General features: G+C 69.2%; 11 protein-coding genes. 5 read left to right on the plus strand and 6 right to left on the minus strand.

Annotated elements, in window-relative coordinates; translation table 11 throughout:
* Positions 1-40 precede the first annotated feature (40 nt).
* A complete protein-coding gene (locus AB5J53_RS06340; RefSeq protein ID WP_369244624.1) occupies positions 41-724 on the plus strand; it encodes an SDR family NAD(P)-dependent oxidoreductase in 684 nt (227 codons plus the stop codon).
* Between the two features lie 114 nt (positions 725-838).
* On the opposite strand, the gene AB5J53_RS06345 is transcribed toward AB5J53_RS06340, so the two are convergent.
* From AB5J53_RS06345 to AB5J53_RS06365, 5 genes are all read right to left on the minus strand, one after another.
* A complete protein-coding gene (locus AB5J53_RS06345) occupies positions 839-1,555 on the minus strand; it encodes a hypothetical protein (protein ID WP_369244625.1) in 717 nt (238 codons plus the stop codon).
* On the minus strand, positions 1,545-1,994 hold the full coding sequence (locus AB5J53_RS06350) for a DUF6114 domain-containing protein (protein ID WP_369244626.1): 450 nt from the start codon (positions 1,992-1,994) through the stop codon (positions 1,545-1,547). The genes AB5J53_RS06345 and AB5J53_RS06350 overlap by 11 nt, the downstream gene beginning before the upstream one ends.
* A 110-nt stretch (positions 1,995-2,104) precedes the next feature.
* Positions 2,105-2,728, minus strand: a complete 624-nt coding sequence (locus AB5J53_RS06355) for a DUF6230 family protein (protein ID WP_369244627.1) — start codon at positions 2,726-2,728, stop codon at positions 2,105-2,107.
* Positions 2,729-3,062: 334 nt separating this feature from the next.
* Positions 3,063-3,671, minus strand: coding sequence for a TetR/AcrR family transcriptional regulator (locus AB5J53_RS06360; protein ID WP_369244628.1), 609 nt, complete (start codon positions 3,669-3,671; stop codon positions 3,063-3,065).
* Positions 3,672-3,700: 29 nt separating this feature from the next.
* Positions 3,701-5,764 (minus strand): discoidin domain-containing protein, encoded by a 2,064-nt coding sequence (locus AB5J53_RS06365; protein ID WP_369244629.1) that lies wholly within the window; start codon positions 5,762-5,764, stop codon positions 3,701-3,703.
* 498 nt (positions 5,765-6,262) lie between these two features.
* Between AB5J53_RS06365 and AB5J53_RS06370 the strand changes: the two genes are divergently transcribed.
* The 3 genes from AB5J53_RS06370 (at position 6,263) to AB5J53_RS06380 (ending at position 9,772) form a co-directional block, all read left to right on the plus strand.
* Positions 6,263-7,201 carry a hypothetical protein gene (locus tag AB5J53_RS06370; protein ID WP_369244630.1) on the plus strand — a complete coding sequence of 313 codons (939 nt, stop codon included), beginning with the start codon at positions 6,263-6,265 and terminating at the stop codon, positions 7,199-7,201.
* A 428-nt stretch (positions 7,202-7,629) separates the two neighbouring features.
* On the plus strand, positions 7,630-8,793 hold the full coding sequence (locus AB5J53_RS06375) for an MFS transporter (protein ID WP_369244631.1): 1,164 nt from the start codon (positions 7,630-7,632) through the stop codon (positions 8,791-8,793).
* Positions 8,794-9,034: 241 nt separating this feature from the next.
* Positions 9,035-9,772, plus strand: coding sequence for a maleylpyruvate isomerase family mycothiol-dependent enzyme (locus AB5J53_RS06380; RefSeq protein WP_369244632.1), 738 nt, complete (start codon positions 9,035-9,037; stop codon positions 9,770-9,772).
* A gap of 171 nt (positions 9,773-9,943) precedes the next feature.
* Here AB5J53_RS06380 and AB5J53_RS06385 read toward each other — a convergent pair whose 3' ends face one another.
* On the minus strand, positions 9,944-10,357 hold the full coding sequence (locus AB5J53_RS06385) for a MarR family winged helix-turn-helix transcriptional regulator (RefSeq protein ID WP_369244633.1): 414 nt from the start codon (positions 10,355-10,357) through the stop codon (positions 9,944-9,946).
* 85 nt (positions 10,358-10,442) lie between these two features.
* Between AB5J53_RS06385 and AB5J53_RS06390 the strand changes: the two genes are divergently transcribed.
* Positions 10,443-11,924, plus strand: a complete 1,482-nt coding sequence (locus AB5J53_RS06390; RefSeq protein WP_369244634.1) for an MFS transporter — start codon at positions 10,443-10,445, stop codon at positions 11,922-11,924.
* The last annotated feature ends 65 nt before the right edge of the window (positions 11,925-11,989 follow it).

Consider the following 11,989-nt stretch of genomic DNA (forward strand, 5'->3'; position numbering starts at 1 on the left):
CACCGAAATGCCCCGAACGAGGTTTTACGAAAGGATCGCTGTGACCAGCATCGCCATCGTCGGAGCCGGCCCCCAGCTGGGCCTGGCCATCGCCCGCACCTTCGGCTCCCACGGCTTCGACGTCGCCCTGATCTCCCGCAACCGCGAGAAGCTCGACGGTCTCGTCGGCAAGCTCACCGCCGAGGGCATCACCGCCGCCGCGTTCCCCGCGGACGTACTCGACCGGGACGCGCTCACCCAGGCGCTCAAGGACGCCGCCACGCAGTTCGGCGGGATCGACGTCCTGGAGTACTCCCCGGTCGGAACGTTCGGCATCACCGCTCTGACCGCTCCGGCCGAGACCGAGCCGTCTCATGTGGAGTTCGAGATGAACTTCCAGCTGTACGGGGCCATCGTCGCCACCAAGGCGGTGCTGCCTGCGATGCGCGAGGCCGGCGCGGGCACCCTGCTCTACACCACCGGCGCCGGCTCGATCTGGCCCGACCCGCGGGTCGCCAACGTCAACGCCGCCGCCGCGGCGCTGCGCAACTGGGCGATGAACCTGCACAAGGAGCTGGCCGACGCCGGCACCGGTATCCAGGCCGCCCACATCGGCATCGACTCGTCGATCGGCGTCTCCGTCATCCCCGGCGTCGAGGCGGCCAAGCCCGAGCAGATCTCCCCCCTCTACTGGGAGCTGCACACCACCAAGCGCGATGAGGCCGAGCTCGTCTTCAAGCTCTGAGACAGCACTGACTCCCTGGTCGAACCCTGATCGCGCCGCGGCGGTGGCACGCCGCGGCGCGATCCCAGAGAAGGGTTCCGCTCCGATGAACGTGTTCCTGTGGATCGTGCAGGGTCACCCGGCCGCGGCGCTGAGGTACGGCCCGGTGATGGACATGTCGCCGCCGAACTGGGCGACCTGTGAAACGGTCACGTTCTCGAAGGTGACTGTGCGGGTGGGAACTGCGGGGTGGGAGAGCCACGGGGGCAGCGCGTCGGGCGTGACGGTGACGCTGCGGTCGGCTGGGAGCGGAGCGCCGCCCAGTCCGACGAGCGTGCCGGACAGCTTCTGGGTGTACAGAGTCACCACGTCCTTGCCCTTGACCGTGGATGTGGTCGCGGGCTTGGCCCGCAGACGCATCGCCGCCCGGCCGCGGCCCGCCGTCAGGTCGAGGTCGCGGAAGTCCAGCGACCGTGCCGTGAACTTCAGGACCCGCTTGGACCCGGCCGCAGTGCGGACCGTGACGACGCCGCGGAAGGCACTGCTGTGGAGCACGAGTCTGTCGGCGCGCAGCAACCAGGGGACGTTCGCCGGGCGGGCCGGCAGCTGGTCGACCGGCGCGCCGGCACCTGCTGGTGCCTTGGAGGTGTGGATGCCGCCAGGGACGAGCAACGCCTTCGAGGCCGCTGGTGTGGCGAGCTGTAGGACCAAGGGCAGGGCGGCCACTGCCAGCGCGCAGGCGAGGGGCCGCAGCGGCCGGCCGGCCAAGCGGCTCTTCACCGTACTGCCCAGATAGCAGGCCTCGGACTCCGGCCCGCTTGCTGCACAGCCGGTCAGGTCGTCACGTGCCACCGTGGTCCTCACCCGCGGGGATGGTCGTCGATGCACGGTTCGCTGCGGGCTGCGACCCGGCGGCGCCCGTCGGAGGAACCCAGGCACAGGCGAGGGATCCGCCGATCAGGCCGGAAATCAACCCGATGAAGAGGCCCCCGAAATTGGCGACGGGAAACGAGATGAGGGCAAGCAGAATGACCGTGATCCCTGCGAACAAGCGCACCTGCTGGTGAAACCAGAGGGAGATGCCCAGGGCCACGAGCAGGACCCCGATGATCAGCGACCCCGCGCCGGCGGAGGTCGACAGGGCCAGTGGGACGGCCCCGAAGTTCAAGTGCGCGTACGGAAAGTAGATGATGGGCAAGCCCGCCGCGAAGGTGAACAGTCCTGCCCAGAAGGGACGTTCGCCCCGCCAGGTCCTGAATCCCCGTCGGGCGTCGGCGGCAGCGACACGCAAGTTCCGGCGTCTGCCGAATAGTTCGAAGAACACGTGGGCTTTCCATGATGTGCGGCGGGCTGGAGTGTGCGGCGAGCGGGCGCGGAAGGTGCGTGCTCCGTGCCGATGGGTCAGAAGCACTCGTGGTGGCCTTGTTTGAGCCGCACATCGAGGCCCGGAACGTTGAACGTGGCGGCCGAGACTGCGACCGTGGTGAAGCGCACGTCGCTCAGGGAGGCCGAATCCGCCTGCTGGGCAACGCCGTTGGGATCGAAGAACCGGGAGCTCCTGTCCCCCCGACTGATCGGGCCCTTGCTGATCGCTCCCGTCGCCACACCGATGTCGAGGTCGTCGAAATTCGCCTGTTCGCTCGACAAGGATGTCGCGTCGAGGAACAAGTTCCTCGCCTCGATCCGCCTCCGTTCGCCGCCGGTGATCCTCAGCGTGTACGAGCCCAGGACCGGGATCGGGACCACCACGGACTGGCACAGCCCGCTGATCTCCGCACGGCTGGCCCCGGTGACCACGACCGGCACGAGGGTGCCCTTCCTCGTCACATCCACTGTGCCGTAAATGCTCAGACCACGGACGTCCAGAGTGTCCAGGGCCACCTGGAACTTCTGGCCGGAGATCAAGAACGACGCGGCCAGTGCTCCTTGCCCCATGCCGATACCGAGGGCCGCGGCGGCCAGGACACTCGGGACGAGAACGGTGGCGAAGCGCTTCCAGGAGGTCCTGCCGGCGCGGTGCAGCATCCCGTCTCCTCCGATCATGAGGTGGGCCCGCCGATGCCGGACAGGGGTGGGCGACGTCCCTTTCTCTAGTGGCGGATCCTAGGCTTCCCGGCCCGGCAGCCGACGGCACGTCAGGTCGGCCAGATGGGTGATGCAGTTTCCGTTGCGGCATCCGGATGACACGCGGTGCGGTGACACGATCGATGTCCGCGATCTGCCGGCGATCACCGAGTGGACGCACGTCGGGTTTCTGCGGTGGATGCCGTGCCGCTTCGACCCCGCAGTGCGGGGTCGCGATCCCTCACTGGGACGGGCTCCCGTAGAGCCACTTCGCCCAGCACACGTCAAGGCGTGGCTAAGCCCGGTGCACGTCGTCGTGCACCAGGCCGGCGATGTGGGCGATGAGCGTCTCGAGGATGTCGGTCCAGGCGGACTCGTCACCAAGCACGAGGTAGTTGAGGGTCAGACCGTCGGTCATGGCAGCCAGATAGCGGGCCAGCACCGAGACGGGCACGCGGAGTTGGAGGTTCATGCTCCGGGTCAACTGGTCGATCAGAGCGGCGTACGCGTCGCTGTACAGCTCGTACTGCCGTCGGGCCAGATGCTCGAACCCCGGCTCTCGCAGGGCGTATTGCGTCAGTTCGTAGGTGAGCATGTGCTCGTCGGGGTGGGCGCGGACGTGGTCCCAGTACGCCTGGAAGCCGGCCCGGACCGTCTCCTCGAGCGTGGCCCTGGTTCGTAGCGCGTCCTTCACCACTGTCACGGAGTGGTCGGTGAGGGTCGTGATGACGGACTCGACCAGGGCCTGCTTGGAATCGAAGCAGTAGTGGAAGACGCTCAGGGACACGCTCGCCTCGGCGGCGATGGACCGGGTCGTCGTCTTGGCGACGCCGTCCCGGGCCATCGCCCTGATCGCCGCTTCCGTCAGCTGCCGGCGCCTTTCGGCCAACGGCATCCGTGCCATGCGGGTGTCCTTCGTGCTCGTGCCGCAACTCAGCTGCTGTGGACGCCCACTTCGTAGAGCGAGTATCCCCAGTTGGTGCCGCGTTCCAGTCCGTGGATACGGACGTATCGGGCCGGCGTGCCGGTGAACCGGGTCGTGTCCAGGCCGCCGTCGCCGGACGTCGTGGACCAGGCGGTCTGCCAGTTCACTCCGTCGGTGGAGAGTTCGATGCGGTACGACTTGCCGTACGCACGCTCCCAGTCGAGCGTGACGCGCCCGACCAGGTGCGTGGAGCCGAGGTCGATGCGCAGCCACTGGTCGTCGCTCCAGCCGCTGGCCCAGCGGGTGTCCCGCGTGCCGTCCACGGCGCGGCCGGGTGCGTAGCTCGTGAACGGGTTCCACTCCGCCGAACTGGCCGTGGCCGCCGCGCCCTTGGCGAGGTTGGCTCCGGCCTGGTGCTTCTCGGTCGCGCCCCACGTGCCGAGGTAGGACTCGGCGCCCCGGAAGAGGTCGTTCACCACGTCCTGTCCGCCGACGAGCCGGATGTCCTCGATCCAGTCCGGCACGAGGCCGTAGTGCGCGGCTCCGTCGGTGTTCAGGTCCCAGGTGCGCTCGCCGGTGGTCTGCCTGTCGATGACGGAGCCGCCGTCGACGCTGCGGAAGGGGTACGTGACCTTGTTGGCGGCGTCCGCGCCGCGCGGTGCCGGCCAGCCGCCGACGCCGTTCATGTCCGTTCCGTAGCCGTAACCGACGTCGTACTTGTCCCGCAGAGCCTTCGTGCGGTTGGCCTCGGCGACGAATCCCTGCGAGCCGTGCATGTACTGGGCGACGAAGCCGCCGAGGCCGTAGACCCGCTCGGTCCAGTTCAGATCCATCCAGCTGTGCGAGGAAATCACGCCGGGATACGAATCGGCCTCGAAGATGTCGAGCGCGCGACCGACGGCCTTGACGCTCATATGGTCGATCTCCAGCATCATCTTGCGTTGCATCATGCCGCGCACGGCGTACTCACCGAGGTCCGTGAGACCGCGGGTGTTGCACTGGGCGTCGCTGTCGTACGAGGGGGCCTCCACGCCCGCCGGGAGTTTCCCCTCGGCCTCGGACGCCGAGGCTCCGTTGATGGGGTTGTCGTGCTGCGGGCCCGTGCACTTCTCCGTCTTCCAGAAAGTGCCGGTCGACAGGAACTGCCCGACGTTGATGGCCGTTCCGAGCGCACCCTCGTCGAAGCGCACCCCGCACAGGGCGTTGTCGAACTTGTGGCACAGGAACATGCTGCGCACGCCCAGCGCGTACAGCTCGTCCAGCCCTGCGTCGATGTCGGCCTTGCTGCACTGCGCAATGTCCAGGACCTGCTTGCAGCCGAACGGCTCGGAGGTCTCGACGCCCAGGACGACCGCAAGTTTGCCCTGCTTGATGACCTCGCGGGCCTGCTCGCTGTCCGTGACGATCCGGAACCAGCCCTTGCCCGTACCGCCGTACATCTTGTCGACGTACGCCTGCAGGTCGTACGTCAGCTTCGCCTGCAGTCGGATCGACGTCATCTCGTCGCAGCTGCGGTCCTTGAAGAAGTACACCGAGCAGATCACGCCGTTGGTGACGAGGTCGTTGACGAGCACCCGCTGGCCGCCGCGCCAGGCCCGTTCCACCCAGGCGTAGTAGTTCTGCTGGTGGGTCAGCGAGTCGTGCGCGGGCCAGTCCTGGAACGTGGGCCAGCCGACCGGGTCGTGTCGGCCGTCACCGCCCTTGGTGATGAAGTCGAAGACCGCGAGCGAACCGTCGGGGTAGTGCTCGGGACAGTCCTTGAGCGCGTCGGCGATCCCGGCCTCGGAGAACGTCTTGCCGCAGATGAGTCGCCCGCCGAAGGCCTCGTTGGCGAAGAGGTGGTCGTGGGCGTCGACGAAGCCGCGCACTTCTCCTTCGGCGTCGGTGCCCGTGAACGGCTCGCCGGTGACGTTGATCTGGGAGTCCGGGGTGGGGCGTGCGGTCGGAGTCCACCAGTCGTTGCCGGCGGCCGAACTCGGCGTGGGGCCGAGGGCCATGGCCAGCACGAGGAGGAGCAGCGACACAAGAGTGACGTCTTTGCGCCTGCGGCACGAGCATCGATCCACGGTCATTACCCACATCCCTGGTCGGCGGGGATGACGCGGTCAACGAGCAGACCGGCGAGGGTCCGAAGACAGCCCTCCGTCTTGTCATGACCGGTGCAAGTTACCGACGAGGATCACGGCTGACACATTCCGAGTCAAGAGTCCCGGACGATTGACCTGATGACCCCGTGACGCCCGTCCCCTCGGCCGGAGCATGTGGCCCGGGTCGGGAAACCTGGACTCCTTGGTCGTCACAGCAGCCGTCCCTTCGCATCAGCGCCGACGGCCAGGTCCGCCGACGGATGTCGGCTTTCGTACGGAGGCCCGCGAGTTGGGCGGGGGTGGGTGGGGTCCCGTACCGAGCCGGACAGGGCGGACCGGGGGACGGGCCCGACCCGTCGGCGCGCGCCTCGGTGATGGGAGCCGGACGTGACGCGGCTGTGACCCGGAACTATGACCTCCACCACAGTCCAGTCCCCCGGACCCTGATGAGCTGGCCCGATGCGCAGAGCCGCCCCCCTCTTAGTGGTCCTCACCTCAGCACTCGCCCTCACGGCGTGCGGGCACCAGGCCGACCCGCCCACATCCTCCGCGGGGCCCACCTCGTCGGACGACCCGAGGTTCCTGCCGCTGGCCGCGTACGACATGCCCGAAGACGACGGCCGTACGGTCGGCAGGGCCCGGTGGACGCTCGCCAAGGAGTGCATGGCCCGCCTCGGTTTCGACAGCCTGAAGAACCTCGCCACCGATCCCCAACCCGCCTGGCTCCAACGCCCCTCCGGCACGGGCGTGCTGACGGCCGTCCTGTACGCCTCGGACGACCTTCGCTACGGCATCCAGGACCCCGAGCAGGCCGCGCGGTACGGCTATCACGCGGCGCAGGCCGAGTATCAGCGCCGCTACTCGGAGAAGAAGTGGTCCCTCCCCCAATACCTCGCGCTCACCGGCGAGTTCGTCGGGGACGACCCGAAGACCGTCCACGGCCACCGCATCCCGGAACGCGGCTGTCTCGGCGACGCGGACCGCACGATCCACGGGACGAACCGGCAGGACCGGAAGGATCCGGTCCTGGACCTGGAGACCAAGAGCCTCCAACAGGGCATGCGGGAGCCGGCCTGGAAGAAGGCGGACAAGGCGTGGTCGGCCTTCATGCGGAAAGCGGGCTACCACTACGCCACCCCCAGGGACGCCGAGATCGGCAGCGACCGCAACCGCCAGGAGCTTCAGGAAGAGCTGACCGGGCGGCAGCACGACCCCGCCGTGCCGTCCGACCTCGAGAAGAAGACCGCGACCGCCGACGCCCGCTGCAAGCGGCAGAACGGCTACGTCCGCACGGTGCACGCCATCGACGTTCGCATCCAGAACCAGCTCATCGCCAAGAACCGAACGAAGCTCGCGGAACAGCGCCGCTGGAACCGCGACGCGGCCCGTAAAGCCCACGACATCCTTGAGGACCGGTCATGAGGACCGGCCTGCCGCAACCCGCGCTCGTCGGCGTCCCGGGCCTGACCTTGTGCGGAGCGCGACGGCTGGTCCGGCGGTGCGGCGGTGTCGTCGAGGACGCCACAAGGCGACCCACTGGCCTTGAGAAGGCTCGCCGCTCCTGATCCGCCCTTCCAGCCGTCGCCGGCATCGCTGTGGCGTGGCCTGGGACTCCCCCTTTCGGGAGCTCTGGTCCGCAAGCTCAACTCGTGTCGACAACGGCAGCACCCGGCAGCCGCTTTCAGTCAGCGGCAGACGGGGCAACGAGCCATTTCAACTGGCGGTGAGCCTGAGCAGGAAATTGCAGCCGCTCTTCACTGCTCCAGCCAGTCTTCTCTCTTGCCTGACCTCCCCCACCGACCTAGCCTTACTTTGTGCCGCTAATAAACAAAACCCGATCGCACAGCGTCGTGCCGGGCAACGACCTCACCCGACTCCGCATCGCCCTCACCGTCTTCTTCGCCCTCGACGGCTTCATCTTCGCCGGATGGGTCGTCCGGATCCCGGCCATCAAGGAACAGACCGGTGCCTCCGCCAGCGCACTGGGGCTCGCCCTCCTCGGCGTCTCCGCCGGTGCGGTGATCACGATGACGCTCACCGGACGCCTGTGCCGCCGCTTCGGCAGCCACCCGGTGACGGTGGCCTGCGGCGTACTGCTCTCACTGAGCGTCGCCCTGCCCCCGCTGACCCACTCGGCGCTCGCCCTGGGACTCGTCCTGCTGATCTTCGGAGCCGCATACGGCGGGATAAATGTCGCCTTCAACAGCGCCGCCGTGGACCTGGTGGCCGCACTGCGGCGGCCGATCATGCCCAGTTTCCACGGCGCCTTCAGCCTGGGCGGCATGATCGGCGCCGGGCTGGGCGGGCTGGTCGCGGGGTCCCTGTCCCCGACCCGCCATCTGCTCGGCCTCAGCCTGATCGGGCTGCTGGTGACCGCCGTCACCGGACGTGCCCTGCTGCGGCACGAGCCCCCGGCTCCGCCGGATCGAATGCCGCAGGAGGAGCGCGTCCCGCGTCGCCTGGACGCCCGCACCCGCGGACTGGTCGCCGTCTTCGGCCTGATCGCCCTCTGCACGGCGTACGGCGAAGGAGCCCTGGCCGACTGGGGCGCGCTGCACCTGGAGCAGGATCTGAAGGCCCACCCGGGCATCGCGGCCGCCGGCTACTCGTGCTTCGCCCTCGCCATGACCATCGGCCGACTCACCGGAACGACGCTCCTGGAACGCCTCGGGCGGACCCGGACCGTGGTGGCGGGCGGCACCACGGCCGCAGCCGGAATGCTGCTCGGTGCTCTCGCCCCCTCGGTGTGGGCGGCCCTGCTCGGCTTCGCGATCACGGGCCTCGGGCTGGCCAACATCTTCCCGGTCGCCGTCGAACGCGCCGGCGCACTCGCCGGCCCCAGCGGTGTCGCGACCGCGTCCACCCTCGGCTACGGCGGCATGCTCCTCGGACCGCCCGCCATCGGGTTCATGGCGGACTGGTTCTCCCTGCCCGCCGCCCTCACCAGCGTCGCGGCGCTGGCGGCGGTCGCCGCCGTCATCGGATACGGGACACGGCGGGCAACGGCGAGCTGACAGCGCACCGTTACGCCACCGAGTTCCCGCTCACCGGACGCATGGCCTACCGCTCAGGCCGCACCCTCGCGCGCCGTACGCGCGGCCCTGGCCAGGTCCATGTCGGTCGTCTCGGGATTCTCCAGGCGGCGTTCCAGCTCTTCCGGTGTCCAGCCGGCGGATGCGCGCCCCCGGGCCACTCCCCCGACCCGCCCACCGCACACCTTGCCCTCGACCGCACTTCATCCGGCACACTCGCCGCATGGAGATTCCGGAGTTCGTGGAAACCCTGGACAGGGAGGGCCGGTTGCTGGCCGCGGCGGCCGAGGAGGCGGGGGTCGACGCCAAGGTGGCGACCTGCCCGGGCTGGCAAGTGCGTGATCTGGTGCGGCACACGGGGATGGTGCACCGTTGGGCCACCGCGTTCGTCGCCGAGGGATACACCTCCTACCACCCTGACGGAGGCGTGCCGGATCTCGACGGTGGTGAACTCACGGCCTGGTTCCGGGAGGGCCACCGGCGGCTCGTCGACACGCTCGCCGGCGCCTCGCCCGGGGTGGACTGCTGGAGTTTTCTGCCCGCGCCCTCGCCGCTCGCCTTCTGGGCGCGGCGGCAGGCCCACGAGACGACCGTACACCGGGTCGACGCCGAGTCGGCGCTCGGCGGGGAGCCGACCGCTGTGGCCACGGATTTCGCGGTGGACGGGATCGACGAGTTGCTGCACGGCTTCCACGCGCGCTCGAGGAGCAGGGTACGGACGGAGGCGCCGCGCGTCCTTCGGGTGCGGGCCACGGATACCGAGGCGGTGTGGACCGTACGACTGTCGACGCAGCCGCCGGCCAGCGACCGGGAGGAGCGAGGAGACGCGGACTGCGAGCTGGCCGGACCGGCCGCGCGGATCTACCTGGCGCTCTGGAACCGTCTGCCGTTCCCTGGCGTGACGGGCGACGCCTCGCTCGCCGAGCTGTGGCGGGAGAAGTCGCGGATCACCTGGAGCTGACGGTGAGTCGTACGAGAGCGCCATGAACTGACAGGGGCGAAGTACGAGTTGGCCTGAAGCTGACGCGGGCGAAGCATAAGATGGCCTGAAGCTGACGAGGCCGAAGCCCGAGGTCACCCGGGGCTGAGCGAAGCGGGTCCGGTCACCCGGAGCCGAGCGGGCCAGGCCCCATCACTCGCAGGCGGTGGCCGGACCGCCCGCCAGCATCCGCGTCAGCACCGCGCGCTGCACCGGCAGTACATCGCCATGCAGCCGGCGCCCCTTCGGCGTGAGGCACACGCGGACGCCCCGCCGGTCCTCCTCGCACATCCCGCGCGTCACCAGACCGTCCTTCTCCAGGCGGCCGATCAGCCGCGACAGGGCGCTCTGGCTCAGGTGGACACGCTCGGAGATCTCCTGGACGCGGTACGAAGCGCCGCCGTCCGACGCGGTGCCCTCGGCCAGTACGTCGAGCACCTCGAAGTCGCTGGCGCCGAGGCCGTGCGGATGCAGTTCGCGGTCGAGCTCGCAGAGGGTGCGCGCATGCACCGCGAGGATGTCGCGCCACTGGTTCACGAGCCCTTGCTCGGCCTTCGTCGCCGCCATGGGCGCACCGTAGCAAAGAATCGACTTTGTTGCATCGGAATTAAATGCATTTGCATTGGATGCATGTGCATGTAGTGTCTCGGTCATGACCTCTCCGCTCACCCACCCCGCGCCCCAGGGACGCTGGACCCCTCGACTGTGGGGCACCCTGCTCGTGCTCTGCGCCGCGATGTTCCTGGACGCGCTGGACGTGTCGATGGTCGGCGTCGCCCTGCCGTCCATCGGTTCCGAACTCGACCTCTCCACCTCGACGCTCCAATGGATCGTCAGCGGCTACATCCTGGGATACGGCGGACTGCTCCTGCTCGGCGGACGCACGGCCGACCTGCTGGGCCGCCGCCAGGTCTTCCTGGTGGCCCTGGGCGTCTTCGCGCTCGCCTCGCTGCTCGGCGGACTCGTCGACTCGGGTCCGCTGCTGATCGCCAGCCGCTTCATCAAGGGCCTGAGTGCGGCGTTCACCGCGCCCGCGGGCCTGTCGATCATCACCACGACCTTCGCCGAGGGCCCGCTGCGCAACCGCGCGCTCTCGATCTACACCACCTGCGCGGCCACCGGCTTCTCGATGGGCCTCGTCCTGTCCGGCCTGCTCACCGAGGCGAGCTGGCGGCTGACCATGCTGCTGCCCGCGCCCATCGCGGTCATCGCGCTGCTCGCGGGTCTGAAGCTCATCCCGCGCAGCGAGCGCGAGAAGGACCATCGCGGTTACGACATCCCCGGCGCCATCATCGGCACCGCCTCGATGCTGCTGCTCGTCTTCACCGTCGTCCAGGCACCCGAGGTCGGCTGGGGCTCGGCGCGCACCCTGCTCTCCTTCCTCGCCGTCGCCGTGCTGCTCACCGTCTTCGTGACCGTCGAGCGACGCAGCCCGAGCCCGCTGATCCGGCTCGGAGTGCTGCGCTCCGGCAGTCAGATCCGCGCCCAGCTCGGTGCGATGGCATTCTTCGGCTCGTACGTCGGTTTCCAGTTCCTGGTGACGCTGTACATGCAGTCGCTGCTGGGCTGGTCGGCCCTGCACACCGCGCTCGCCTTCCTGCCGGCCGGAGCGCTGGTGGCGCTGTCCTCCACGAAGGTGGGGGCCGTGGTCGACCGGTTCGGGACCCCGCGGCTCATCGCGGTGGGCTTCGCCCTGATGGTCGTCGGGTACGCGCTCTTCCTGCGCGTCGACCTCGACCCCGTGTACGCGGCGGTCGTCCTGCCGACGATGCTGCTGATCGGCGCGGCCTGCGCGCTGGTCTTCCCCTCGCTCAACATCCAGGCCACCAACGGCGTGGACGACCACGAGCAGGGCATGGTGTCGGGCCTGCTCAACACCTCGGTCCAGGTCGGCGGCGCGATCTTCCTGGCCGTCGTGACGGCGGTCGTGACCGCGAACTCCTCCGAGGGCTCCTCGCCGCAGGCCGTCCTCGACAGTTACCGGCCCGGCCTGATCGTGGTGACCGGCATCGCTCTCGCGGGTCTGCTGATCACCCTGCCGGGCCTGCGGACACAGCGTCCGCAGCAGTCCATCGTCGTCGCCAAGTCCCTCCAGGAAGAGGCGGAAGCGGAACGCGTGGCGGTCCGCGACTAGGGGGACGCCTCCAGCGCGTGCGTCCGGCGGGGGTCCCTGCCCCGCCGGACGCACGCCTGTTTGAC

The sequence above is a fragment of the Streptomyces sp. R41 genome (assembly GCF_041053055.1).
In the GTDB taxonomy this organism is placed as follows: Bacteria; Actinomycetota; Actinomycetes; order Streptomycetales; family Streptomycetaceae; genus Streptomyces.